This is a genomic window from Methanothrix sp. (assembly GCF_024518575.1).
In the GTDB taxonomy this organism is placed as follows: Archaea; Halobacteriota; Methanosarcinia; order Methanotrichales; family Methanotrichaceae; genus Methanothrix_B.
In genome coordinates this window covers 22,191-48,150 of record NZ_JANIHG010000003.1, presented here as the reverse complement: position 1 = coordinate 48,150, position 25,960 = coordinate 22,191, and the positions used below count along the sequence as shown (strand labels likewise).

26 protein-coding genes and 1 tRNA gene are annotated in these 25,960 nt (G+C 54.8%); 22 read left to right on the top strand and 5 right to left on the bottom strand.

The window, feature by feature from the left end:
* Positions 1–32 precede the first annotated feature (32 nt).
* Both NQU42_RS01345 and NQU42_RS01340 read left to right on the top strand, forming a co-directional pair.
* Positions 33–106, top strand: a tRNA-Val gene (locus NQU42_RS01345).
* Between the two features lie 68 nt (positions 107–174).
* On the top strand, positions 175–471 hold the full coding sequence (locus NQU42_RS01340) for an MTH1187 family thiamine-binding protein (protein ID WP_296608407.1): 297 nt from the start codon (positions 175–177) through the stop codon (positions 469–471).
* A gap of 124 nt (positions 472–595) precedes the next feature.
* Here the strand turns inward: NQU42_RS01340 and NQU42_RS01335 are convergent, their stop codons facing one another.
* Positions 596–841, bottom strand: a complete 246-nt coding sequence (locus NQU42_RS01335; protein ID WP_296608405.1) for a hypothetical protein — start codon at positions 839–841, stop codon at positions 596–598.
* Between the two features lie 151 nt (positions 842–992).
* Between NQU42_RS01335 and NQU42_RS01330 the strand changes: the two genes are divergently transcribed.
* The 9 genes from NQU42_RS01330 (at position 993) to NQU42_RS01290 (ending at position 8,820) form a co-directional block, all read left to right on the top strand.
* Positions 993–1,481, top strand: a complete 489-nt coding sequence (locus NQU42_RS01330) for a MogA/MoaB family molybdenum cofactor biosynthesis protein (RefSeq protein ID WP_296608404.1) — start codon at positions 993–995, stop codon at positions 1,479–1,481.
* Positions 1,482–1,671: 190 nt separating this feature from the next.
* Positions 1,672–2,229, top strand: a complete 558-nt coding sequence (locus NQU42_RS01325; RefSeq protein WP_296608402.1) for a CBS domain-containing protein — start codon at positions 1,672–1,674, stop codon at positions 2,227–2,229.
* Positions 2,230–2,295: 66 nt separating this feature from the next.
* A complete protein-coding gene (locus tag NQU42_RS01320; RefSeq protein WP_296608401.1) occupies positions 2,296–3,063 on the top strand; it encodes a CBS domain-containing protein in 768 nt (255 codons plus the stop codon).
* A complete protein-coding gene (locus NQU42_RS01315) occupies positions 3,064–4,026 on the top strand; it encodes a CBS domain-containing protein (protein WP_296608399.1) in 963 nt (320 codons plus the stop codon). It abuts the gene before it with no gap.
* Positions 4,023–4,871 carry a CBS domain-containing protein gene (locus tag NQU42_RS01310; protein WP_296608396.1) on the top strand — a complete coding sequence of 283 codons (849 nt, stop codon included), beginning with the start codon at positions 4,023–4,025 and terminating at the stop codon, positions 4,869–4,871. Before NQU42_RS01315 ends, NQU42_RS01310 begins: the two co-directional genes overlap by 4 nt.
* A 3-nt stretch (positions 4,872–4,874) precedes the next feature.
* Positions 4,875–5,663 carry a CBS domain-containing protein gene (locus NQU42_RS01305; RefSeq protein ID WP_296608395.1) on the top strand — a complete coding sequence of 263 codons (789 nt, stop codon included), beginning with the start codon at positions 4,875–4,877 and terminating at the stop codon, positions 5,661–5,663.
* A gap of 25 nt (positions 5,664–5,688) precedes the next feature.
* Complete coding sequence (locus tag NQU42_RS01300) at positions 5,689–6,810, top strand: RNA ligase (protein WP_296608393.1); 1,122 nt, start codon at positions 5,689–5,691, stop codon at positions 6,808–6,810.
* A 26-nt stretch (positions 6,811–6,836) separates the two neighbouring features.
* Positions 6,837–8,075 carry a TIGR00300 family protein gene (locus NQU42_RS01295; RefSeq protein ID WP_296608391.1) on the top strand — a complete coding sequence of 413 codons (1,239 nt, stop codon included), beginning with the start codon at positions 6,837–6,839 and terminating at the stop codon, positions 8,073–8,075.
* A 28-nt stretch (positions 8,076–8,103) separates the two neighbouring features.
* Positions 8,104–8,820, top strand: a complete 717-nt coding sequence (locus NQU42_RS01290) for a DNA alkylation repair protein (RefSeq protein WP_296608390.1) — start codon at positions 8,104–8,106, stop codon at positions 8,818–8,820.
* An 86-nt stretch (positions 8,821–8,906) separates the two neighbouring features.
* Here NQU42_RS01290 and NQU42_RS01285 read toward each other — a convergent pair whose 3' ends face one another.
* Positions 8,907–9,665 carry a hypothetical protein gene (locus NQU42_RS01285; RefSeq protein WP_296608389.1) on the bottom strand — a complete coding sequence of 253 codons (759 nt, stop codon included), beginning with the start codon at positions 9,663–9,665 and terminating at the stop codon, positions 8,907–8,909.
* 309 nt (positions 9,666–9,974) lie between these two features.
* On the opposite strand from NQU42_RS01285, the gene NQU42_RS01280 reads away from it, so the two are divergent.
* Positions 9,975–11,465: a hypothetical protein gene (locus NQU42_RS01280; RefSeq protein WP_296608387.1), complete on the top strand. Its 1,491-nt coding sequence runs from the start codon at positions 9,975–9,977 to the stop codon at positions 11,463–11,465.
* A 140-nt stretch (positions 11,466–11,605) separates the two neighbouring features.
* Here the strand turns inward: NQU42_RS01280 and NQU42_RS01275 are convergent, their stop codons facing one another.
* From NQU42_RS01275 to cobD, 3 genes are read right to left on the bottom strand one after another with little or no spacing between them, the layout of a single operon-like run.
* Complete coding sequence (locus NQU42_RS01275; RefSeq protein WP_296608385.1) at positions 11,606–12,547, bottom strand: cobalamin biosynthesis protein; 942 nt, start codon at positions 12,545–12,547, stop codon at positions 11,606–11,608.
* On the bottom strand, positions 12,544–12,780 hold the full coding sequence (locus NQU42_RS01270; protein WP_296608384.1) for a cysteine-rich small domain-containing protein: 237 nt from the start codon (positions 12,778–12,780) through the stop codon (positions 12,544–12,546). Before NQU42_RS01270 ends, NQU42_RS01275 begins: the two co-directional genes overlap by 4 nt.
* Positions 12,777–13,871 carry a threonine-phosphate decarboxylase CobD gene (gene cobD / locus NQU42_RS01265; RefSeq protein ID WP_296608382.1) on the bottom strand — a complete coding sequence of 365 codons (1,095 nt, stop codon included), beginning with the start codon at positions 13,869–13,871 and terminating at the stop codon, positions 12,777–12,779. Before cobD ends, NQU42_RS01270 begins: the two co-directional genes overlap by 4 nt.
* 505 nt (positions 13,872–14,376) lie before the next feature.
* Between cobD and cdhA the strand changes: the two genes are divergently transcribed.
* From cdhA to NQU42_RS01215, 10 genes are all read left to right on the top strand, one after another.
* The gene (gene cdhA / locus NQU42_RS01260) at positions 14,377–16,794 is read left to right on the top strand and encodes a CO dehydrogenase/acetyl-CoA synthase complex subunit alpha (protein WP_296608381.1); all 2,418 of its coding nucleotides are present in this window, start codon (positions 14,377–14,379) and stop codon (positions 16,792–16,794) included.
* A 5-nt stretch (positions 16,795–16,799) separates the two neighbouring features.
* A complete protein-coding gene (gene cdhB / locus NQU42_RS01255; protein WP_296608379.1) occupies positions 16,800–17,348 on the top strand; it encodes a CO dehydrogenase/acetyl-CoA synthase complex subunit epsilon in 549 nt (182 codons plus the stop codon).
* A 50-nt stretch (positions 17,349–17,398) separates the two neighbouring features.
* Positions 17,399–18,808, top strand: coding sequence for a CO dehydrogenase/CO-methylating acetyl-CoA synthase complex subunit beta (gene cdhC / locus NQU42_RS01250; protein WP_296608377.1), 1,410 nt, complete (start codon positions 17,399–17,401; stop codon positions 18,806–18,808).
* Between the two features lie 16 nt (positions 18,809–18,824).
* Positions 18,825–19,013, top strand: a complete 189-nt coding sequence (locus NQU42_RS01245; protein WP_296608375.1) for a hypothetical protein — start codon at positions 18,825–18,827, stop codon at positions 19,011–19,013.
* 54 nt (positions 19,014–19,067) lie between these two features.
* On the top strand, positions 19,068–19,265 hold the full coding sequence (locus NQU42_RS01240; protein WP_296608373.1) for a hypothetical protein: 198 nt from the start codon (positions 19,068–19,070) through the stop codon (positions 19,263–19,265).
* A gap of 13 nt (positions 19,266–19,278) precedes the next feature.
* On the top strand, positions 19,279–20,040 hold the full coding sequence (locus tag NQU42_RS01235) for an AAA family ATPase (protein WP_296608372.1): 762 nt from the start codon (positions 19,279–19,281) through the stop codon (positions 20,038–20,040).
* 12 nt (positions 20,041–20,052) lie between these two features.
* Complete coding sequence (gene cdhD, locus NQU42_RS01230; protein ID WP_296608370.1) at positions 20,053–21,411, top strand: CO dehydrogenase/acetyl-CoA synthase subunit delta; 1,359 nt, start codon at positions 20,053–20,055, stop codon at positions 21,409–21,411.
* 5 nt (positions 21,412–21,416) lie between these two features.
* Positions 21,417–22,829 carry an acetyl-CoA decarbonylase/synthase complex subunit gamma gene (gene acsC / locus NQU42_RS01225; RefSeq protein ID WP_296608368.1) on the top strand — a complete coding sequence of 471 codons (1,413 nt, stop codon included), beginning with the start codon at positions 21,417–21,419 and terminating at the stop codon, positions 22,827–22,829.
* A gap of 217 nt (positions 22,830–23,046) precedes the next feature.
* The gene (locus tag NQU42_RS01220; RefSeq protein WP_296608367.1) at positions 23,047–23,469 is read left to right on the top strand and encodes a hotdog fold thioesterase; all 423 of its coding nucleotides are present in this window, start codon (positions 23,047–23,049) and stop codon (positions 23,467–23,469) included.
* 429 nt (positions 23,470–23,898) lie between these two features.
* Positions 23,899–25,839: an aconitate hydratase gene (locus NQU42_RS01215; protein ID WP_296608365.1), complete on the top strand. Its 1,941-nt coding sequence runs from the start codon at positions 23,899–23,901 to the stop codon at positions 25,837–25,839.
* The last annotated feature ends 121 nt before the right edge of the window (positions 25,840–25,960 follow it).

Below are 25,960 nucleotides of genomic sequence, written 5' to 3'. Positions count from 1 at the left end.
TCTAATACCAAAATGTCTCAGAGGTGGCGAGAGGGCCCGTGGTCTAGGTGGTCATGACATCGCCCTTACACGGCGGGGATCACGCGTTCGAATCGCGTCGGGCCCATCGTCACATCAATTTTTGCTGGCGTTCTCTTCAAAATATTTCTATAGGATCAGCTCACATTTATCATCATGATAGTTGCAGAGTTCAGTCTTATACCCATGGGGGCAGGCACAAGCGCTGGCAGGTACATCCGTGCGGTGCATGAGATGTTGAGGAGCTCAGGAATCAGATTCGTGCCAGGTGCTATGTGCACTACCATTGAGGCGGAATCGATAGAGCAGGTCTGCATGATAATCGAGAGGGCGAACAAGATACTGACGGATATGGAGGTGCAGAGGGTGATAACCACTGTGACAATAGACTACAGGCTGGACAAGGAGATATCAATAGACACGAAGCTGAAGGCCCTGGAGAGGAGCCCGTAAAGAGCATCTCTTGATGCTCAGAAATATTTGAGGGCGCGTGGGCAGCTTTGCTGGTCACGTTGCAGCTTTGAAGTCACAGAGGGCCCCCTTCTCCCGTCCGGGATGATCTCGCATACGTCCCCCATCAACGCAGTATCCTGGTCCGTATCAGATCCTTCAGCCTGGCCTCATCGCCCTCAGACGCGATCTTCGGCTTCATCGCACACCTGCTAGGCATCGGTATCAGGCCTGTATCCAGAAGCTCATAGTACGCCTCGTCGATTCCTATGCTTCCCTCCACGTATCTCTGAAGAATCACACGCATGGCCGCCCTCTTATCAGCGCTCATCCTTTCGAATCCATCAATCGCCTGCTCCATCTGGCTGAGCATGTGATTCGGTGCACGGAGATCGTATATCTACGTTTCCACAACCTGGGAGGGACAGCGTGCTGAATTTATTCCGGCTTTTACCGGCGCAGGCCATGACTTTCATCACAAGAGTATCGAAACGTCTTTATCTTTTAATATCAGCCTCCATCTGATGATCATCGATTCGATCACAGTCAGCACCTCGCGCTTCAACCGGTACGGCTCTGTATCCAGCCCTGATGATGCGGAGGATGTCTCCGGGAGGAGGATGGTTGACGGGATAACCGCATCAGGTCATGATTTCAGATACCGGCTGATTCCAGATGGCATCATGCCCGTGCGCCTTGCTCTGCTCGAGAGCATCGAGCGGAACAGCGACGCTGTGATTTTCTGCGGGGGCACAGGCCTAACACCGAGCGATCTCACCATAGAGGCGATCGAGCCGCTTTTTGAGAAGAGCATTCCAGGGTTTGGGGAGATCTTCAGGCTGAAGAGCCTGGAGCAGGTCGGCACAAGGGCGATGCTCACAAGGGCATCTGCAGGTCTGATCAGCGGCGTGCCGGTATTTGCCATACCGGGATCGCCCGCAGCTGCGTCCCTCGGGATCGAGCTCATCCTGCAGGAGCTTGAGCACATACTGCAGCACGCGCGGGGCAGATGATCTTCCGAGGAGCGTGCGGCCTCCATGCCATCAGTTCCAGCGTGGCTGGCCAGAGCAGCAGAGCTTTTCGACCGTTGCAGTCGGGGCTGCGTTTACGCATCTGCTGATGCACAGAGACTCTTTTATAGGTTGAGTTCGCTAAGAATTTGAATGCGGAATTATAGAGTATGAAGAAACGGAGGTTAAGGCGATGGAGACTACGATACGTGTGCGAGAGATCATGAGCCGCCCGGTGCTGACCGTCGATGCAGATATGGATGTGCTGGATGCTGCAAGCAGGATGATATCTGCCAACGTTGGCAGCCTGATAGTGGTTCGGGAGGGGAAACCCATAGGAATCATAACCGAGCGAGATCTTGTGAAGAAAGTAGTCGCCAGAGCTGAGGACCCCAGAAAGGCTAGGGTGGGGGATGTCATGAACTCCCCGCTCATAAAGATCCACCCGGATGCAAGCCTCCGTGATGCTGCCGAGCTCATGCTTAAATCCGGCGTGAAGCGGCTTCCGGTCATCTCCGATGATGGCAGACTGGTGGGGATTATCACCGACACTGATCTGGTCTCCGGTGCATCTCTCGGGCTGAATGACATTCTGGCGGATCTGATCGAGATGCACAGGGAGAGCGTGCACTTCGATGAGCCGAGAGAGATGGTCAGGGGGATATGCGAGCGCTGCGGCCAGCTTTCAGACTCTCTGGTCTCCGTTGATGGGGAGATGCTCTGTTGGAGCTGTCGGGATATCAGCAGATGATATTCTCTGCTTCGGATTATTGTCAGGCATTCTGGATGGGGAGCAACAATGAAAGTAGCTGATATTATGTCCAGGGATCCACTTTATGTGGAGAAGACAGATTTTGCGACCAGGGCGCGCCAGCTCATAAGAGATAATCATGTGCGCGGACTTCCCGTCCTCGACTCAGAGGGCCGGGTAATTGGGATCGTGACAAACCAGGATATGCTCAAGATAACCTCCACGAGGTCGAACGTCACTGTGGCGGGATTCACGGTCAGCGTGCCCCTCATCACCGAGGATATGGATATGATGGAGGCGGCCAGGGTGATGCTTCAGGAGAAGGTGACGCTTCTCCCTGTGGTGGACTCGCCTGCCAATAGAATGCTCAGAGGCGTTGTGAGCCTTCTTGACGTATTCAGGAATCTCGACCTCAGCAGGGTTCCGGATATGCCGGTCGATGCCATCATGTCCAGAGATGTGATCACAGCCAGGCCCGACGACCCGATATCGAAGGTATGGGACAGGATGCTTGAAGAGGACATCACGGGTCTGCCGGTGGTGAACGAATCCGGAAGACCTATTGGGGTCATCACCAGGTTTGATATACTGAAGAGGGGGTGGGCCAGGCTGGGCAAGGAGGATATGTACAGATCGAAGGACACCGCCAAGATCAGGGTGGAGAAGTTGATGAGCACTCCGCTGTACAGCATTAAGAGAGACGCCCCGCTCAAGCAGGCAATAGAGGTGATGCGAAAGCACGATATCGGACGGATCTCTGTTGTGGAGAATGATGTGCTTGTAGGTATAGTCGATAGGTACGATCTTATTAAAGCGGTCCTTGGTGATGTTTGAATGAAGAGAGTTGATCACAGGATTGGGGATCAGAGGGTCGAGGGGATACCAGTTCCTCCGGGCAGCATGGACAGAGGACCGGTCGAGTTTGATTCGAGGGTGGCGAGACGCCAGGGAGACATTCTCAGCATGGCGAGCACAGAGGTTGTTACCGCTCCACCCACGACAACGATAATCGGCGCGATCAAGATAATGAACAGCTACGGCTTCAGGAGGCTGCCAATAGCGGATGCTGGAACGAACCGGCTTCTGGGATTCGTGACCTGCGTGGATATCGTGGACTTCCTTGGAGGGGGCATAAGGCACAACCTTGTGAGAAAGAAGTACGAGGGCAATATTCTAGCGGCCATCAATGCCGAGATAAGGGAGATCATGAGCACAAAGGTGATCTCAGCCCCGGATACCGCTACGGTGGATGAGGCGCTGAAGATCATGTACGAGCGTAACGTGGGCGGTCTTCCGATCGTGGATGAAAGGTCGAGAATAAAGGCGATCGTCACAGAGGAGGACTTCGTGGAGGTTGTGAGAGGCCTTGAGATGGATAAGACCGTCAGGGACTACATGAGCCCGAATGTGGTTACAGCCCCCGCCAGCATGTCCATAGAGAAGACCTCCAGGATGATGGTGCAGAAAGGATTCAGGCGCCTTCCGGTAATTCAGGATGGCGTTCTGACAGGGATAATAACAGCCTCGGACATCATGAAGTACATGGCTTCGGGAGAGGCGTTCAGCAAGATCATAACAGGCGATATAAAGGATGTGATGGAGCAGCCGATAAAGGGCCTCATAAAGAGATCACTCATCATGACAGATCCAAGGACAAGGCTGAATGACGCTGCTAACCTGATGGTGGAGAAGGATGTGGGCTCCCTGCCTGTCATGGAGGGCGGCTCAATGGTGGGGATCATAACCGAGAGGGATTTCCTGAGAGCGTTGGCGGAGCATAGGGGAGTTGCGAGATGAGAGTAAAGGATTACATGGCAACACCCGTCTGGGTAGTGGAGAAAAATGAGCCCATCCAGAGGGCCAGGAACCTGATGTTCAAGCATGACATAAGCAGGCTTCCCGTGATGGACAAGGGGAAGCTTGTGGGAATAGTCACAAAGTACGACATATCGAACAGGCTCGCTCAGGCGGCGCCTGAATGGAGGAGGAGGCCGATCGACAGGATCCCTGTGCAGCTTGTGATGACAGAGAACCCGATCACAATATACCCGGATGCAACGCTCACCCAGGCTGCAGAGCTCATGATGGAGAACGAGATCGATGGTCTCCCTGTGGAGAAGGACGGAGAGCTCGTCGGCATAATAACATCCAGGGATCTGCTCAAGTATTTCGCACAGCAGAACCTCGACTCGAAGGTGGGGGACCTCATGTCCGAGGGCATGGTCAGCGTTCACAGGCATCACACGATAGCGCATGTCGTGGAGCAGATGAATCTCCATGGAGTCAGCAGGGTTCTGGTCTACGAGGACAACATGCGGCCTGTAGGAGTTATAACAAGATCGAACCTGACATTTGCGGGAATCTTCGATTCCTTCGATCAGCCGAGGATGAAGAGCATAAAGATGACCAGAAAGGAGAGCACGGCCGGAAGGAAGCAGTACAGGTACATAAAGCAGGTGCCGCTCGTCGCAGAGGACATAATGTCGTCTCCGATCATAGCTGCGCGTGTCGATGACAGAGCGGTTGATGATGCGAAGGTTCTCGTGGAGAAGAGCATATGCGGCATGCCTGTCATCGAGAACGATAGCATGGTTGGGTTTTTCTCCACGAGAGAGGTTGTCGCAGAGATAGGGAGATGGTGATGCATGCAGGTTAAGGATATAATGACACCGCCGATAACGATAGACAAATCTGAGCGTCTCGGGCATGCGCTCGATCTGATGGAGAAGCACGGCACCAGGAGACTGCTTGTGACAAACAACGGCAAGCTCGGTGGCATAATAACGATGAGGCAGATCGCCAGGGTTCTCGGCACAAGGAAGCGGCTTGGTATGCCAGCGTCATCCCTGCACGTGGCAGCTGCGACTCTTGATGCCGTTATACCGGTACACCCCGAGATGGGCATCGAGGAGGCGATACTGCTGCTCCAGAAGACCTCTGTTCTGGTTGTCACCCAGAACGATGAGATCCTGGGCTGGGTTAGGCCGAGGGAGATCCTCGCTAACGTCAAGCTCACAGGCATCTCCAAGGATGCGATGCGCTCCGCCCTCACAGTAGCCCCCAGCGACAGGCTCATTCACGCGAGAAGGATGATGATGGACAGGGATATCGGGAGGCTTCCTGTTCTCGATGGCGGAAAGCTCGTCGGCATACTCACGGAGAGAGATATAGCAAGAGCGTTCAGGGCGTTTCGCGATCTGGTCTCATGGCGCCAGCAGGAGGGCAGGATAAAGAACCTTCTGGTATCTGATGTCATGACCCAGGATGTGAAGTACGTCTACGTGGACACTCCGCTGGAAGAGGTCCGAAGGATCATCCTGGAGGAGAATCGCGGAGGCCTTCCGGTGCTCAACAGGGACGGATCTCTGGCCGGGATGATCACCAGGAGGTGCCTCATAGACTACCTGGTCAGGACAAAGGCCCTGGCCGCCTGATCCTCTTTTTAAGGGGCTCTTCATCATGAACCTGAGCAGGGCAGCGAGGAGCCTGGGTGTGCCTGTTGAGAGGCTTGAATCTCTGACGGAAGGCATACTGAAGCTCTCCAGCTGGCCTGAGCCCCGCCTCCTGCGCTTCGAGAAGGGCATATCCGGCGTCGAGCCCGGGACTGTGATATTTGAGAACGGTGATGTAGTCCACGGATATCCGAAGATAAGGAGGGCCATGATGCTGGGCCCTGCGATCAGGAGGAACTTTCTCGACAGGGTGGCTGTCGAGGAGAAGATGAATGGCTACAACATAAGAGCAGTCTCTGTCGACGGTGATGTGTATGCTCTGACGAGGGGAGGATACATATGCCCGTTCTCTACAGAGATCGTTCGGGAGAGGGTGGATCCGGAGCTCTTCGAGGATCATCCAGATGTTGTACTGTGCGGGGAGATGGTCGGTCCGGAGAATCCCTACGTGCCTAAGGAAGTCTATCCTGTTGAGAGCATAGACTTCTACCTCTTTGATATCTCAAAGAAGAACTGCCGCTCGATGATGGGCGTTCATGCCACGCATGCGCTTGCAGAGGAGTACTGCGTTAAGCACGTCCCGTTCTTCGGCGAGTTCCCGGTTGAGAGGGCTGCGGATGAGATATTTCGCATAATAAAGAGGCTAGGGAGGGCCGGGCGGGAGGGAGTCGTCATAAAGGATCCTGAGAATCGGGCGAGCCCGTTGAAGTACACCGCCTCGGAGAGCAACTGCAGCGACCTGGAGTTCGCCTTCAGGTACTACAATGATTACGCGCAGGACTTCTTCTTCTCAAGGGTCGTTCGTGAGGGGTTCCAGTCTGTAGAATGGAATGAGGATGAAGCGGCACTGAGAGAAAGAGCTTTAAGGCTTGGTGAGAGCATACTGGTGCCGCTCACCGATACGATCCGGAGAAGAATGCAGGGCGAGCAGATCGTGCAGCAGGTGCAGATAAGGGTGAGATCGATACAGACTGCGCGTGACTTCGAGCAGCACCTCAGACGAATGGGGACGAAGGCCATATTTGATATACCTGAGCAGGACGGAGACAGGTACGTGGTCAGAATCCTGAAGCAGGTGATGTCCACGAACGACAAGACCCTGGCGGTCATCGAGGGCCAGCCCTGGTGAGCGCAGTTTTTGGAGCTGTTGTTTGTATGAGTGAGATATGCGATATAGAGATGGAGGGGCATCTGATAGACTCGCTGATCCTGACAAAGGCGCTTGACAAGATCATGGACATGGGGGGCGAGTTCGAGATAAAGGAGTTCAAGGTTGGCAAGAGAAAGGACGAGCCGAGCCATGTCAGGCTCACGCTTATAGGTAAAGACCCGGCGCATCTCAACCAGATCCTGGAGGCTCTGAACGCGCTGGGTGCGAGGCTCGTGGACTCAGAGGATGTGAGGCTCGAGCCTGCGCCCAATGACATGGTGGTTCCCAGAGGGTTCTACTCGACCACAAACCATCCCACGTATATCAGGCTCAGAGGAACCTGGATCCCTGTTGAGGGGAGCCGGATGGACTGTCTTATAGTTGTCTCAGGCAGCAGCGCGAGATGCACTCCGATACACCACATAAAAAAGGGAGACATGGTCGTCGTGGGGACCACCGGCGTGAAGGTCGTGCCACCCGAGCGGCCCCGCGAGAAATCTTTCTTCGGCTTCATGAGGAATGAGGTCTCATCTGAGCGTCCGAGCGTGGAGATCGTGAGGCAGATCGCAGCAGAGATTGTTGCGACAAAGAGAAAGGGCGGAAGGATAGCTGCGATATGCGGCCCGGCGGTGGTCCACACCGGCGCTGCGCCTGCGCTCGCGCAGCTTATCCGAGACGGCTACATCGATATCCTCCTCTCAGGAAATGCGCTCGCTGTTCATGACATCGAGAGACAGCTCTTCGGCACAAGCCTGGGAATGGACATGAAGGGAAATGCGACATCAGGGGGCCACAGAAACCATCTGTATGCGATAAGCGAGATCATCGCCAGCGGCTCGATAGAGAACGCGATAAAGGAGGGGAAGATCAGAGGCGGCATAATGTACGAGTGCATAAAAAAAGGAATACCATTCGTGCTTGCCGGCTCGATAAGAGATGACGGGCCGCTTCCCGAGGTCATAACAGATACGGTGAAGGCGAAGGATGCGATGGCAGAGGCACTGAAGGGAGTGGATATGGCACTGATGATGGCTACAATGCTGCACTCCATAGCGACCGGAAACCTTCTTCCCTCTTACGTGAAGACGCTCTGTATAGATATCAATCCTGCAACCGTCACCAAGCTCATGGACAGGGGCACAGCCCAGGCGATAGGCCTGGTCACAGATGTCGGGACGTTCCTGCCGATGCTTGCCGAGGAGATCAGGAAGGCTGGTGGAGGATCGCAGATCCAGCAGTCCTGAATCCCATGAACATTCTAGCATAGAGGAAATGTGCGAGGATCTCGTATCTCTGATAAGAGCAGAGCTGCTGCAGAACGCTGACGACGAAACGCGGGAGTCTGCGCAGCGCTTCTTCAGGGAGCCTGTGAGGCTCTACGGGGTGAGGACTCCTGTGGTAAGAGAGATCGCCAGGCGTCATTTCAGGGTGATCCGCCACATGAGGAAGAGGGAGATCTTCGAGCTCTGCGAAGACCTTCTGGAGACGGATTACACAGAGGATGCGATCGTGGCATTCGACTGGGCATACTCCCTCCGGAGGAGCTACGAGCCCCCGGATTTTCAGGTTTTCGAGCGCTGGGTCACAGCTTACATCAACAACTGGGTCAAGTGCGATACATTCTGCAACCACTCGCTCGGAACATTCGTTGAGATGTACCCTGCGTACATCCAGAATTTGAAGAGCTGGTCTGCATCAGAGAACCGGTGGGTGCGCAGGGCTGCAGCCGCGACCATGATACTTCCAGCGCGCAGAGGTCTGTTCCTGAGCGATGTGCTCGAGATCGCTGATATGCTGCTCCGAGACGCTGATGATATGGTCCAGAAGGGCTGCGGCTGGCTTCTCAAGGAGGCCAGCAGGTGCCACCAGCAGGAGGTCTTCAACTACGTAATGTCCCGAAAGAACGAGATGCCCAGGACCACGCTCCGCTACGCCATCGAGAAGATGCCTCCGGACATGAGAAGACTGGCGATGGAGAGGCCCCGCTGAAAAGCAGGTTATGCGCTCCACTATCCCGGCCTGACGGAGTTCTCGTTACCCGCATCCCGTGCATCCGGCCAGGTCGCTCCTGGCGCTCACATCCACATCACACTCGGCAGAAAGCTCATCTGCAGCTCGAGCTCCGCCAGCTGGTGCGGGATATCTCTGTTTCTCAGGAGAGAGTCCAGATGGTAGAGTCTGGAGATCACATCAATGATCTTCACCTCGTTCTCTCCGCTCTTTGGCCTCACAGGGGAATAGTAGATGTAGCCGTGCTCCCTCCCGGCCTCGACGCCGAAGAAGTCCCTGTCTGAGAAACCTCTGAACTCAATAATTACAGGCTTGAATATGCTTCTGAGTCTTGGAAGATAGTAGTCCTCCAGGATCTTCTGGACCATCTTGTTCTCAACATCCCTCAGTGATACCCTTATGTATCCCTGTCCGTGAATGTATTTTGAGTAGAAGACATTGTATCCCACCCTGGAGGTGATATCCACCTGGAGCATAAGACGCATCTCCATATCGTCCCCCAGGGCTATCAGGCTGTCGTTGAGGAAGTACCGGACCTCGAGCACCACGCCCTTCTCAAAGACGATGTGCATGATGCTCTCATCCTCCGAGGGCGCGAGGAGCCGTATGGACTCAGGGCGCCATCCGAATACTCTCTCAACATCATCGCTCTCGGGCTCCGCGCGCGAAATCTCCCGGAGCCCGCGGATCAGATCTCCCAGGGTCTCCATCAGGGCAACTCCTAAATCGAGCTTGTTCAGCAGATAAGACTCTCTCCATGCCCCCCGTGATAAAGGTTGTGTATTTACGGATTCCACCTTCAGCTCCTCTGCAAAGTTGTCCATACCCAGCAGGGAAAGCTATAAAATAATAATGTTAATAACTTTTTTAGTTTATAATATTTTTTAAACCAAGTACAGATTTGCTTTGCAGGAAGGTATATATATAACATGCTAATAATCATTACTCAATAAGCAAATAGGTGAGTAGCTATGATTTCAAGAAGGGGGGTAAGCTCAGTTCTGCCTCTCTGGCTGGCGATTTTGATCCTGGTTGCATCAGCTGATGCTGCCACTTATACTGTATGTCCATCTGGCTGTACCAAGAGCAGCATTCAGGATGCCATCGACAATGCCAGCCCGGGAGACACCATCGTGGTATACTCTGGAACGTATAACGAGAATGTTGTGGTTGATAAGACGCTGAAGCTCGTAGGCATAAATAATCCCACAATTAACGCAGCCACTCCATCAGTAAACGCTGTATCGATCACCGGATCCTCTGTGGTTCTGACCGGATTCACGATCACAGGCGCATCGACCGGCACCGGCATAGATGTTTCAAACACAAGCCCCTTGATACTATACAACAACATAGAGAGAAATGGCGTAGGCCTCAGAAATACCCTGATGTCAACGATTCTCTCGAGGGCATGCTTCTGGGGTGATGGTGGAGTCGGAAGGGATAAAGGCAAGCCTGTGAGCCCGAACAATATCGTGATCGGCTCCGTGGATTACGCCCCGTGGCTCACGGCCAGGACCATAAACGGAAAGGTAACAAATGCATCTCCTGTGGTCTTCGACAATCCAGATGCCGGTATCAGGGTCGAGCTGAGAGGAATTGTGTACAGCGGGACCATAATGGGCAGCGCTGCATACATGCCTGGAGAGGAGCCATACGACGCATCGAAACTGCCTGCGATACCGATCAGGTACTTTGATGTCATACTCACAGGCAATCCGGGCGGAGTGGCCACAATAACCACATCCTACGCTGATGCAGATCTCGCATACGTTGCCGAGAACTCGCTCAACCTCTACGTCTGGGATGGCAATAACTGGATCGCGGCCACTGATACTGTTGTAAACGCGGCCGAGAACCGTGTTAGCGGAAAATTCTCAGCATCTCTGCTCACAGGATCTCCGATTGCTCTCGCGGGCAAGGATTACAGTGTTACAATAGAGCCAGCATCGAGCCCTGTACCGTATACGACCAAGCCTGTACTCACAACATTCCAGGTGGAGTCAATATGGGATCTGCTCAAGGCAGAGTACAAGATCGATGGCGGTAACTGGACTATAATAAGCACAGGCATAAACGCCAAGAGCTGGTACTATCCTGGATGGTCGATGACAGATGATGAATGGGCCAGGCTTGGAGCTGGCAGCCATGTCATAACATTCAGGTTCACGAGAGCTGGTGCGCCAGATATAACCGAGACCTGGCTGTTCGTCAAGGCGATGGACTCCACTCTGGTCAGGCTCATAACTCCAAATGGTGGAGAGGTCCTGAAGAGGCAGATTCCATTCACGATAACCTGGACGATGCCGTCATCAGCATCAGTCTCAGGCGTGGTGCTATCATACTCAACTGACGGAGGAAAGACATTCCCGCACACGATTGCGAGCATAATGGGACCTGCGACGAGCTTCACCTGGCGACCGCCGAACATAGCAACAACGCAGGCGCGCGTCAAGGTCACGGTGATCTACGATACCGGCGCCCAGGCATCTGACACGAGCGACGCGGACTTCACGATACAGAAGGGATATTCATTCATGGCGTGGAGGCCGGACTTCGGAGGATACTACACATCGTTCAGATCCTGGCTCAAACCGCCATACTCCTTCAGGGCAGGATGGTAGGGATCTGTGAGCGATCACAGATCCGATCTTATTTTATGGGGCTCATGTGGTTGAATCACTCCAATCCAACCGACACAACATCTTCCTGCGAGATTGCTGATCCTCCGAATCACCGGCAGGAGGCCTTTTGGACGTCGATCTCATCTGAGCGGGATGAGCAGCAACACCGATAACAAAGCAGCAAGGATCATCGCCCTTCCGATGAGCGAGATGGCAGATGATATGTCCTCGCTCTCCGGCTCCCGACCGTCATCAAGTATTTTGTATACTCCGGGCTTCTCCAGCCGCGTGCCCAGAGCGCCCGCAGCTGCTGCCATCGGCCATCCGGAGTTGGGGCTGGGTGTGGCTGAGCGGTATCGCATGCATGCCCTTAGTATATCAGCCGCTCTTCCTGGAGAGGCTATCATCAGCAGTGGCAGGCTCAGCCTCGCCGGGATCCAGTTCATGATATCATCAAGACGGGCAGGAACATACCCGATCTCGCGGAGCTCATCGGTCTTGTAACCGAGCATGCTGTCCATCGTGCTGACAGCCTTGAAGGCGAGCGCAGCCTCCACGCCGAGGCCTATGTACGAGAATGTCACGTAGTAAAAGAGAGGAGAGACGATCGTATCGACGTAGTTCTCGGAGAGCGACTCGATTACAGCAGACCTGGCCTGGGCGTGTGTAAGAGTAAGAGGATTTCTGCTCACCAGCGCCGGAAGGAGGCGTTTTGCAGCATCGAGATCTTTATCGATGAGACCGCCGATCTCCCTGGAGGTCTCGATCAGACTTCTGAATGCGAATGTGGATTTAAGGAGATACGAGGCCATGAGAAGGGCCAGGATATCCCCGATCGCAGGGGATCCGGCGAGATCGCCAGGAGCATGGGCGATGCGGATCAGGGCATTGCCTCCAGCCACGGCTCCAAAGATAACAAACAGTGTGATCATAAGGCCGGAGAGCTTCCTGCGCGGCATCATCCGCCTGAGAAGATCTACCATCTTCCCCATTAAAACGACCGGATGGAGCGCTGACGGCGGCTCTCCCAGCAGTATATCGATCAGAAGCGCTATGATTAGGACCAATATTGGATCTGTCATATCTGCGATCTCACCCTCCTCCAGACCAGAGCTATATCATCCCCTCTGAGCAGATCCTCAACAACCTCAGCTGCCACGTCAGGCCTGTGCAGAAGCGTGCAGTTGTCACACCTCCAGACACCGTCGATCCTGCACCCCAGAGATTCGTCTAGGCACGGGTAGAACGGACAGAAACAGAATGTGCAGTCCTGTCCCTCGAAGTGGCACGGGTAACGATCGCAGCTCTCCCTCATCTCGCCTCCAGGACATTCTTGAACGCGAGGATCAGCCTCTCGTTCTCATCCCTTCTTCGCACAGCTACCCTCACGTAGCCATCCAGGCCGAACGATCTGCAATCTCTTATTAGGATACCCTCATTCAGCATCCTATCTGCGAGCTCGCCTGAGCCCAGTCCGGTGTCTTTTACATCAACGAGTATGAAGTTCGTGCTGCTCCTGAGCGGTCTCAGCCCTATGCTCCTGAGAGCACCTGTCAGCCATTCAAGCTCCTTGATGATCGACTCTCTGCTCCTCTCCAGAAACTCCTCATCCTTCAGAAGATGGACAGCTACGGCAGACGCTATCGAGCTTATCGACCAGGGTATGCGCGCCCTGTTCATGATATCCGCAAGCCATCTGTTCGTGACAGCGAATCCGAGCCTAAGCCCTGGAACGCCGAATGATTTCGTGAGGGATCTCATGACCACAAGAGATTCCATATCTGGCGCGAGATCTGCCAGGCTCTGATCGGGATCTGAGAGCTCTATGAAAGCCTCATCGAGGAGAAGAAAGACCCCGCGGCTCTCACAACGCTCGGCAAGCCTGATGAGCTCCTCTCTCTCCGTGAGCTTACCTGTGGGATTGTTCGGGTTGCAGAAGAATGCCGCCTTTGCATCTCTCAGCAGCGGTTCATCGAATACGGAGTCGAGAGCTCTTGGAGCCTCGACGCCCAGGTCGGTTTTCACGATGCGCGCGCCAGCAAGCCTCGACTGGGTCTCGTACTCACCGAAGGTGGGCGCGGGAATCAGTGCGATCTCATCATCCTCGAGACAGACCTCTGAGAAGATCCTTATGATCTCCGATGAGCCGTTTCCGGGGACTATATTCTCAGGATCAACGCCGACGAATGATGCTGCAGCCTCTCTGAAATCGCTGTATTTGATGTCCGGATAATGGCTTATGTTTTTCAGCTCGCTCAGCACGAGATCCTCAAGGGGAGGGGGGCCGAGGGGGTTGATGCTGGCGCTGAAGTCAAGAATCTGGGCCCCGAGCCTTCGGGAAAGCTCAAGAATCCTGCCTCCATGCTCGCACGGCTCAACCGCCGCAAAGCTTCTGCGAACTCTCATCCACAGCCCGTCGAACCTCAATGATTTGAACCTAGCGATACATCAGCGAGCTGGACGCTGGAGGAGGAATGTTGAGCTGCAGGAAAGCCCTCAGTCTTCACGACGCTCAGATATTCACGATGGGTTCACCTCGAATGGGATCTTTTAGAGGTCAGATCAACTCGCGATCCCGGCATGTAGCACCGAATGCATCTATATCTCCAAAGAGGGGCGTGCATGTTATGCAACATCCCATTTCCGGTATCTTCTTAGGGAAGGCGAAGATGCGTGGATATCATAATAATCACATCAATTTGCTCTAAATCAAAAAATTCAGATTTGTTATCAAAGTTATGAATTATGATCGCATCTAATGTGCTTTTTGTTATTATTTTTATTATCAAATATTGCTTAAAACATATTTAACAGTGTTATCAATTTTATAAAACAACCGCCCGCCGAAAGGGTTTTATGTACTTCGCGCAAAAGGGGAGCTGCATATACAGGAAAGGAGGCCAAGAACCCAATGGCAAAGCTCGAGGGCAGCTTTACAGTTGAGGACATGAAGAATGTCCAGATCAACATAGGGGCTGTCGTTAAGGAGGAAGAGGAATGGGACCAGCCGATGGGTCCGTTCCCGAAGCCGCAGATCGCAACCCTGCGCGACTGGGACTTCAAGATTTTGAATCGTTATAGAATATTCTACGCGCCTGCAGACGATACATGTACACTCTGTACATACGGTCCATGCGATCTCACCGGCAACAAGCGCGGAGCATGCGGCATAGACATGGCTGGAACGTGCGGTAAGATCGTTCTTGTCGCATGCCTGATGGGCACATGCGCTCATACGGCTCATGGAAGACATCTGTACCACTGGACGCTTGACAAGTTCGGTGACATGAAATTCGACATGGGCACCGACATACTTGTGACCGCACCCCTGACTGAGACCATAATCGGCATCAGGCCGAAGAGCCTGAAAGACTTCGGCAAGGCTCTTGAGTACTGCGAGGAGCAGATCACACAGCTCCTGGCGGCCACGCACACCGGCCAGGAGGGCAACTACGTTGACTTCGAGTCCAAGGCCCTTCACGCAGGCATGATAGACTCTCTTGGAAAAGAGATCTGCGATATGCTGCAGATCGTGGCCTACAACATGCCGCGCGGCGATCCGAACGCTCCCCTTGTCGAGATCGGCATGGGCACACTGGATCAGAACAAGGCGGTCCTGATCGCATACGGTCACAACCTTGCAGCCGGCGCCGAGGCTATGTTCTACACCGAGGCAAACAACCTCTGGGACAAGGTCGATATAGGTGGCGTCTGCTGCACGGCCATAGATCTCACCAGGATCGGCGAGGGTATGGGCGAGAAGAAGGTTCCGGATATGGTGGGAACCAAGGCAAAGGTTGTCGGTGCCATCGGCTGGTGGAGAAAGATGGTCAGGGCAGGCATCATGGACACGGTGATGATCGATGAGCAGTGTGTCTGGTGCGATGCTCTGAAGGACTGCGAGGAGCGGAAGATCCCCCTGATCGCCACCAATGATAAGATTATGCTGGGCCTCAAGGACAGGACGAATGACCCGGTCGATGAGATCGTGGATGATCTTGTTAACTTCAGGGTGCCGGGTGTTGTTATACTGGATCCGGTCAAGGCCGGAGAGGTCGGTGTTAAGACAGCCATTGCGGTGAAGCCAAAGCGCGCAGATATCAAGAACAAGAGTGTGCTTACAGAGGATGAGTTCAAGAAGCTGGTCTCGAGCTGCACAAAGTGCAACGAGTGCGCATTCGTTTGCCCGCCGCACATCAGGATAAGCCATCTCATGGAGGAAGCCGCAAAGGGCAACCTGGAGCCGTTCTCCTCGACATACGAGGTCTGCGTTGGATGCGGCAGATGCGAGCAGGTCTGCAGGCAGGATCTGCCGATCCTGAAGATGTATGAGTACGCCAACAGGGAGTACATCAGGAACCAGAAGTTCAAGATGAGGGCTGGCAGAGGACCTGTCAGGGATACGGAGATCAGGGCAGTAGGAGCTCCCATAGTTCTCGGCACAATCCCCGGAGTGATTGCGCTTGTCGGATGCAGCAACTATCCGAATGGCACTAAGGAGGCATACGATATCGCCAAGGAGTTCGTCGACAGAGGATATATTGTTGTGACCACCGGATGCATGGCGATGGATATGTCCCTGTACACTGATGCAGATGGCAAGACGATCTGGGAGCAGTATCCAGGCGCATTCGATGGCAGAAATATATGCAATATCGGATCATGTGTTGCAAATGCCCACATACACGGAGCTGCGATTAAGGTTGCCACGATATTCGCTCACAGGAACCATCGTGCAAACTACGATGACATCGCGGATTACATCCTCTCCAAGGTCGGAGCATGCGGCATAGCGTGGGGCGCTTACTCTCAGAAGGCTGCCTCGATCGCAACCGGAGTCAACAGGATCGGCGTACCCGTTGTTGTGCAGCCGCACTCTGTGATATACCGCAGGGCGTTCCTCTCCAGAACAGACGTGCCTGAGGACTGGATCGTCATAGATGCCAGAGATGGGTCTAAGGTCAGGATCGAGCCTGCCCCCGAGCACATGCTGTATGTGGCAGAGACAAAGGAGGAGGCCATGCTGATGATGGCCAAGCTCTGCTTCAGGCCCAGCGACAACTCCATTGGACGAATGATCAAGCTGACCCACTACTGCGATATATCGATGAAATATTTCGGGAAGCTTCCGGATGACTGGCCCATTTTCGTGAGACACGCTTCTGAGCTTCCGCTCGCCTGGAAGGACCAGATGATGAAGGAGCTCGAGGAGAAGTACGGCTGGAAGATCGACTGGAAGGCGAAGAAGATCGTCGAGGGCCCGATCAGGCCGGCAGACGTGAGCTTCGATCCGACCAACATCGAGAGGAAGATCAGGGTTAGGAAGTGAGGGAAATGGCAGTCGACACAACCAAAAACCCCATACCTTTTGAGATGGCCCAGATCCCCGGGCCCGAGATGGCAAAAACCTATCCCGTAAAGGTCATAGGCGCCATCATAAAGAAGGCCAAGAGGCCGCTGCTTGTTGTGGGAGCAGAGCTCTTCGATGACCCGATCATGTTCGACAAGGCGATCGAGATCGCCAAGGCGAAGAACATGCCAATTGCAGCGACGGCTCACACGGTGAAGGGCTTTCTCGAGAGGGGGTACATGACTAACGTCTATACGATCGGCCTGCATCCGCTGACGAACTACCTGCGCTTCAAGGACTGGAAGGGCCTTGATGGGCAGGGACAGTATGACGTAGTGATCTTCATGGGTATCTTCTACAAGTTCGCCAACGCCATGTTCTCTGCTCTGAAGCACTTCAACAGGGACATCAAGAGGATCTCCATCGACAGGTACTACCATGTCAACGCGGATATGACATTCGGGAACCTGGCGTTCGACTCGGCAGGATACCACGAGGCGATCGATGAGCTGATCGCAATACTGAAGAAGTGATGTGAAATAATAATTCCAAAATTTATTTTGGTATTAGGAGAGGTGTAGAAATGGCTGAAGAGATTCAACTGGACATATCCCCGATGTACGAAGGGGAGCGCATAAGGAAGGAAGACCTGTGGGTAGAGATGGGCGGCCCGAAGGCAGACGGTTTCGAGCTGACCCTTGCAGCCTCGATGGACGAGGTGGAGGACGGGAAGGTCACGATCATCGGGCCTGACCTGAAGGATGTCAAGGAGGGCTCAACGATCCCCTTCGGAATGATATTCAAGGTCGCGGGCGAGAAGATCGAGAAGGACCTGGAGTCGATCATAGAGAGGCGCAACCATGCTCTGCTCTCCTACATAAGCGGCCTCATGCACCTCAACCAGAGGTACGATATCTGGATGAGGCTGGGCAAGAGCCTGCAGAAGAAGGGTGTCACATCATGGGAGCAGATTTTCAAGCCTGTCATCAACCTGTACAAGGCCGAGATGCCCTTCATCGAGAAGATGGAGGTAACCGTCATCACAGATCCGGCTAAGGTAAAGGAGGAGCTGGAGAAGGCGATGCAGGTCTACAAGGCGAGGGACGAGAGGGCGAAGGGTCTGCACGATGAAGACGTCGATGTCTTCTACGGATGCACGCTCTGCCAGGCGTTCGCTCCGACAAGCGCTTGCGTCGTGACGCCCGACAGGCCATCGCTCTGCGGCGCCATCACATGGTTCGATGGGCGTGCTGCTTCCAAGGTCGACCCCGAGGGCCCGCAGTTCCCGATACCCAAGGAGGGGCTGAAGGACCCGATCACTGGAGAGTACGAGAGCATCAACCAGATGGCCGCGAAGAGGTCCGGCGGCGAGTACACAGTGATGAAGCTGTACACCTTCTTCGATGCGCCCCACACATCATGCGGCTGCTTCGAGACGATCGGATTCTACATGCCCGAGGTCGACGGCATAGGCATCGCTGACCGCGACTTCAAGGGCGCTGCTCCGAACGGCCTGCCGTTCTCGACCATGGCCGGACAGACCGGCGGTGGCAAGCAGGTAGTCGGCTTCCTCGGAATGGGCGTGCTGTATTACTTCTCCCCGAAGTTCCTCCAGGCGGACGGCGGCTGGCGCAGGATCGTCTGGATGTCCAAGAGGCTCAAGGAGAGGGTGAAGGAGGGCATACCCGCGGAGATGTACGACAAGATCGCCACAGAGGATGATGCGAAAGATCTCGAGTCCCTTAAGAAGTTCCTGCTCAAAGTAGATCATCCAGTCGTCACTGGTGTCGTTAGGCCGGTCGATGGCAAGAAGATAACCGAGGGCTGGAAGTTCGAGGAGGTCACCGACGAGCTTAAGGAGAAGGTCATAGCATTCATCGAGAAGTATGGAGGCGAGATCGATACAGACAACGTGAAGAACGAGCTCCTGATGAGCGAGGGGCAGTTCATGCAGGTTGTCGAGGCGCTCCAGGCCGATGGCGTGCTAGAGTGAGTTGGAGGATTTTGAAATGGGCAAGCTGGTATTGAAGAAGAAGGAGGCGGCTGCGCCCGCGGCCGCTCCCGCTGCTGCAGCTCCTGCGGCTGCTGCACCCGCTGCAGCCCCGGCGTTTGCCATGCCCGCAGCCGGCGGTGCTGGCATAAAGCTGGTGCTGAAGGACGCGAAGATAACAATAGACAAGGTGGTTCTGGCAAAGTAGAACACCTGTCTACCATATATTTTTGTGAGGGAGAAAGAGAGGGAGGTTTTGAAGATGGCGAAGCTAGTGCTTAAGAAGAAGGAGGCGGCTGCGCCCGCGGCTGCTCCCGCTGCTGCAGCTCCTGCGGCTGCTGCACCCGCTGCAGCCCCGGCGTTTGCCATGCCCGCAGCCGGCGGATCTCAGGGCATAATCCTGGAGCTCAGAGGCGCGAGTGTACATATTCAGGAAGTAGTCATAAAGCAGAAGAAGTAAGGAAGGCTCGATCTTGGGGAGAGTAATAGCGATAACGGGCAAGGGCGGTACTGGCAAGACTGCAGTCTCCGCTCTTCTGGTCAGATATCTGATCAAAAGCGGCAAAAGATACCGCGTTCTTGTGATAGATGCAGATCCGGATTCAAACCTCGCCGATGCTCTTGGCGTTGAGGTGACGAAGACCGTCGGGGACATGAGGGAGTTCATGCAGGAGGCCAGGTACACCACACCGCCTGACACGGACAAGGAGAGGCTCTTCGAGGCGAAGATCTTCGAGATCCTTGTGGAGGAGAATGGCTACGATCTCCTGGTCATGGGCAAACCCGAGGGCTCGGGGTGTTACTGTTTTGTCAACAATCTTCTGAGAGGCATAATGGACAGGCTGATAGATCAGTACGATATCACCATAATAGACACAGCTGCAGGCCTCGAGCACTTCAGCAGGAAGGTGATCCCGGATCTGGACTCGTTGATCGTGGTGACGGACTCCTCCAGACGTGGTCTCACCACAGGAGAGCGGATCAGGGAACTGGCCGCGGAGCTGGGTCTCAAGTACAACAACCTCTACGTCATCGCGAACAAGGTGACAGAGGGTAACAGGGAGAAGATCATCGAGAACGCCAAGTCCGTGAGCCTCAATGTTATCGGCACGATCCCCTACGATGAGAGGTTAGCCAACTTCGATCTGGTGGGAGACCCATTGATCAACCTGCCTGATGACACCCCCTCGGTGAAGGAGATCGAGGAGCATGTCGTCAAGGCTCTGGGTATTTAAAGGGTGATTTATATGGCAGAGGAGAAGAAGATCAAATTATCAGATCTGAACAAGACATTGGCGGAATATGGCGTTGAGGCCATCGAGGGTGTATCCATCGAGGGCGATATAGAGATCGAGATAGATACAGGAGCTGCTGGGATAGGGCCGCTCTTCGCCTACTACTTCGGTCAGGAGGTTGCCCAGATCGCGGTGCAGCTCGTAAAGTTCGCCAGGAGCATGGGATATCCGGTCGATGCTCTGCTGCAGCCTGCTGCAGTTGCACACGCGATATCTCCAGCTCCAGCTGCGGTGGTGGAGGCGGCAGCCAAGGTGCCTGAGTGGAAGGTTGCCACCAGCCTGGTCCAGGCGAAGTTCCAGGTCGGAATCGATGATACCTGGAAGTACCCGATCCAGGAGGTCACGCTTGGAGCCACGAAGGCTGATGGAGGAAGCAGAGGTCACACGATAAAGATCGGCGGGGAGAAGGCGCTGCCGTTCTTCTACGATGCGCCAATGCCACACAGGCCCGTGGTCACGATGGACGTCTTCGACATGCCCATCGGCATGGCAAAGGCAGTCAAGATGCACTACGAGGATGTCATCAACGATCCCGGCGAGTGGGCGAAGAAGGCTGTCAAAAAGTTCGGCGCTGATCTCGTCACAATACACCTCATCAGCACAGATCCGCTCCTGAAGGATACGCCGCCGAGAGAGGCTGCGAAGACCGTTGAGGAGGTTCTCCAGGCTGTGGACGTCCCGATATGCATCGGCGGCTCGGGCAACCCGGACAAGGATCCTGAGGTGCTCAAGGCAGCCGCTGAGGTCGCCCAGGGCGAGCGCGCGCTCATTGCAAGCGCCAACCTGAACATGGACTGGGAGAAGATCGGGAAGGCGTGCGTTGACAACGGACATGTCTGCCTGGCATGGACGCAGCTCGAGATCAACTCCCAGAAGGAGCTCAACAGGAAGCTGATGAAGGTCGCCGGAGTTCCCAGGGAGTCGATAGTGATGGATCCGACCACGGCTGCTCTCGCATACGGTCTCGACTTCGCGTACACCAACATGGAGCGCATAAGGCTCGGTGCCCTGAAGGGAGACGAGGAGCTCACATTCCCGATGTCTTCAGGCACGACAAACGCCTGGGGCGTGAGGGAGGCCTGGATGGTCCGCTCGCCCAACAAGGAGGACTCCGACTGGGGCGACAGGATGCTCAGAGGCCCGATATGGGAGATCATAACAGGCTTCTCGCTCGCGATGGCCGGTGTGGATCTGTTCATGATGATGCATCCGATGGCGGTCGCTTACCTCCAGGAGATCACACAGACTCTCATGGGACTGATAGATGCGCAGACTCCTGATATTACCAACTGGGTCAAGATGGAGGTCTGATAGCGATGAAGGAAAAGAGCCCCCTGAATCTTTACAAACATCTTCCCCAGACCAACTGCGGCAAGTGCGGGCTGCAGACATGCATGGCGTTTGCAGCAGCTCTGATCGACAGGTCGAAGCGCGTTGAGGAGTGCACACCGCTGGCCGAGGAGAAGAAGTACGCGAAGAAGTACGAGACGCTCAAGTCCATAGTCGCTCCTGAGATACGCCTTGTATATGTTGGCACAGGGGATAAGGAGCTGAAGGTCGGCGGCGAGGATGTCATGTACCGCCACCAGATGACGTTCTTCAACAAGCCGCCGTTCGCCTACGATGTCACAGATACAATGGAGGAGGCAGCGCTCGTCGAGCGCGTCAAGAAGATAAGCACCTGGAAGAAGTTCTACATAGGCAAGTGGGAACGCGTGGAGATGATCGCCGTCCGGTCGACCTCTGGCGATCCCGCGAAGTTCGCAGCGTGCGTGAAGAAGGTCATGGAGACCACAGACTATCCGATGATCCTGTGCTCATTCGATCCGAAGGTCCTGAGGGCAGGCCTCGAGGTCGCAGCCAAGACCAGGCCGCTGGTCTACGCAGCCAACAAGGAGAACTGGCAGGAGGTAGCAAAGCTCGTCCACGAGTTCAACGTGCCGGTCGTTCTAAGCGTGCCCTTCGATCTTGACGGCCTCAAATCGATGGCTGTTACCTTTGAGCAGATGGGCATCCATGACCTGGTGCTGGACTTCGGGACTGCTCCGAACGGCAAGAAGCTCCAGGAGTCGCTGCACAACCTTCTCAAGCTGAGAAGAGCGGCGCTGGAGGAGGGGCAGAAGGATATCGCATACCCGACGATCGCCCTGCCCATCAACGCATGGTTCACGACCAAGGACCCAGTGAGGGCTGCCTACTGGGAGTCGATACTTACAGCGACGTTTGTCATACGCGGCGCCTCGATAATGATCAAGCACTGCATCGAGCCGCACTGCGTGATGCCTGACATGCATCTCAGGTACAACATCTACACCGACCCGAGAAGACCTGTCCAGGTCAAGCCGGGAATCTACAAGGTCGGGAACCCGACGGAGGAGTCTCCCGTCTTTGTCACGACCAACTTCGCCCTCACATACTACACAGTGGAATCGGATGTCGCCTCGAACAACATCGACGCCTACATCATGTCCATCAACACCGATGGCATCGGCGTGCAGGCATCTGTCGCTGGCGGCCAGCTGAACCCGCAGAAGATCGTCGATGCGTTCAAGGAAGCCGACTTCGACCTCACGAAGATGAAGTATCCGTCGATTGTTCTGCCGGGCATGGCGGCGAAGTTCAGCGGCGAGCTCGAGGATCTCTTCGGCGGAAAGGTGAAGATTCTGGTTGGTCCAGAGGACTCCGGGCGCATAGTCGACTGGATGAAGAGCTACTGGCCACCGAAGTGAAGCCCAGGGGGTTGATGCCCCCTGCAGCTCTCTGTTTCTCTTTTTCTTCTGCGGTCACGACCCTACAACTGCTGTTCGTCCCGTTTCTCAGCTTTCCGGATGTGGCAGGTGCCCTAGTTGAGGTGTGCCGGCCAGATCGCCCCGCAAAATGACGTTCTGGGAGATAAGGGCCCATAAGAACATGGGTTTTATGTACATCCTTGGACAAGCATCACCCATGGAACCACCTGGGGTGTTGGAGAGGCTTCATGCAAAGGTCGATGAGCAGCCTTTCGCGCGAAGGCTTGGCATGCGGCTGGTTGAGCTGAAGGAGGGATACTCGAAGGTCGAGATGGAGCCATCCGATGATAACAAAAACTTCTTCGGAACCGTCCATGGCGGGGCGATATTCTCCCTGATAGACCAGGCATTCGGCGCAGCTGCGAACTCTCACGGTACAGTCGCTGTGGCGATAAGCGTGACAGTGGACTATCTCAGGCCTGCAACTCCTGATGAGACGCTCTACGCAGAGGCGAGAGAGGTCAGCAGAACGCGGAGGATATCCACCTACAACATAGAGGTCAGAAACGCGGAGGGTGAGCTGAAGGCCGCATGCCTTGCGATGGCCTACAGAATGGACAAGAGCATACAGTTCGACTGAGCCGGAAAGTTTACCTTTCCATCGCTCCGGAGGGAGTCTCGGGAGAGGGTATTTGGGCTTTGCAGATGCTGGCTATTAGCCGGATCGGTACGCCTATGGTTTGTAGATGCTGCACTGCGCATGATGGTCGCGGTCTCAGTTTCCGGACTACAACAGAAAAGTGTATATCAATTGGCTCGGAATTATGTATCAGCAGTTTCGACATCCAACAGCTCTGTGAGCGCTGGAAATTTCTGCGCCACATCCATTCGCTATGCAGAGCGCCAGCTGTTTGTGTGATTAATGGGACACGCAGCATACAGATGGCGTATCGAGGCGGGACACAGCGTCGGAGGGAAGTCGTCACGCTCTACGGGGCATGTGAGATGCTGAAGAGGTCCCTGATACGGAAGATTGAATTGGAGATCACTGTTTGGGGAGGGCAACTGGATGGGATACACCCTTACTGAGAAGATCCTGAGGGATCATCTCGTGGATGGCACATATGAGCCGGGAAGCGAGATAGGCATAAGGATAGACCAGACCCTGACACAGGATGCGACCGGCACTATGGCGTATCTTCAGTTCGAGTCGATGGGACTCGAGAGCATAGCCACAGAGATCTCTGTGAGCTATGTTGATCACAACACGATACAGGTCGGGTTCGAGAACGCTGACGATCACAGGTATCTACAGTCGGTCGCTGAGCGTTACGGCATATACTTCTCACGCCCTGGCAATGGCATATGCCATCAGGTACATCTTGAGAGGTTCGGGCGGCCCGGAAAGACGCTGCTTGGTTCGGACAGCCACACCCCGACAGGCGGCGGCCTGGGGATGATAGCCATAGGCGCTGGTGGGCTCGATGTGGCTGTGGCCATGGGCGGCGGGCCTTACTACCTGACAGCTCCCAGGGTGATGGAGGTGCATCTGACAGGAGAGCTCCAGCCCTGGGTCACCCCGAAGGATGTCATACTGAAGGTGCTGCAGATACTCTCGACGAAGGGGAATGTGGGGTGGGTTTGCGAGTACACTGGCGAGGGCATTCAGGGGCTCACCGTGCCTGACAGGGCGACGATCACTAACATGGGCGCTGAGACGGGCGTCACGACATCGATATTCCCGAGCGATGATCAGACCAGAAGGTTCCTGGCGGCACAGGGCAGGCCTGAGCATTGGATGCCGCTTGCACCTGATGAAGGTGCAGAGTACGATAAGACCATCGAGATCGACCTCTCGGAGCTAGAGCCGCTGGTTGCCGCTCCACACAGCCCTGGGAATGTGGTCCCACTGCGCGATGTTGAGGGGATGCGTGTTGACCAGGTGCTCGTAGGCTCTTGCACAAACTCGTCATACACTGATATGATGACCGTCTCTCGAATGGTCAAGGGAAGGCATCTGCCGCCAGGCGTCAGCTTTGGGGTCGCCCCCGGCTCGAGACAGGTTCTCAGGATGATGGCCAGGAGTGGCGCACTTGACGATCTCATAGCCTTCGGCGCTAGAATCCTCGAGAGCGCATGCGGCTTCTGCATAGGCAACAGCATGTCGCCGGGCACAGATGCTGTCTCGGTCAGAACGAGCAACAGGAACTTCAAGGGCAGATCAGGAACTCCGAGCGCAAATGTCTACCTGACGAGCCCCGTGGTCGCGGCTGCAGCTGCGATAGCAGGCGAGTTTGTCGATCCATCAGATCTCGGCATCGAGTTTCCGAGGGTGGAGATGCCGGAGAGGTTTGAGATAGATGACAGCATGATCATAACTCCAAAGCCAGCTCAGGAGAGGGCCAAAGTAAGGATATTCAGAGGTCCGAACATAGGCGAGCCTCCGAGGAACACGCCGATGCCTGAGAGCATAAAAGGGGTCGTCACAATAAAGGTAGAGGACAACATAACCACGGATCACATAATGCCAGCCGGCTCGCGGCTCAAGTACAGGTCGAACGTGCCGAAGTACTCGACGTTCGTCTTCGAGCCGCTAGACCAGGAGTTCCCGAGGAGGGCGGCGGAGATCCGTGATAAGGGACTGCATAACATCATTGTAGCGGGTGTGAGCTACGGCCAGGGATCATCGAGGGAGCATGCTGCGATGTGTCCGATGTATCTTGGGGTGAAGGCGGTCATAGCGAAGTCCATAGAGAGGATACATGCCGCGAACCTGGTGAACTTCGGGATACTGCCGCTCTACTTCGTCAGGGAATCCGATTACGATAGCCTCTATCAGGGCATGAGCATAACCATTCCTGAGATCCGGCGGGCCCTGGAGAGCGGGGAGTCACAGGTAAAGGCGATTGCTGGAGATCAGGAGATCCCGCTCCGGATGGAGCTCAGCAGGCGTCAGAGGGATATACTCATCGCAGGTGGGCTGCTTCCATACACTGTGAGAAGAAGTTGATATGATTCGACTGATGATAAAAGGAGGTTGCGTGGTTGGAGATCGCTGAGATACTCTTCTACGTGATAGTGTTTCTGATCGCCTACATGATCGCGAGGATCGTGGTGAAGATAATGAGAGG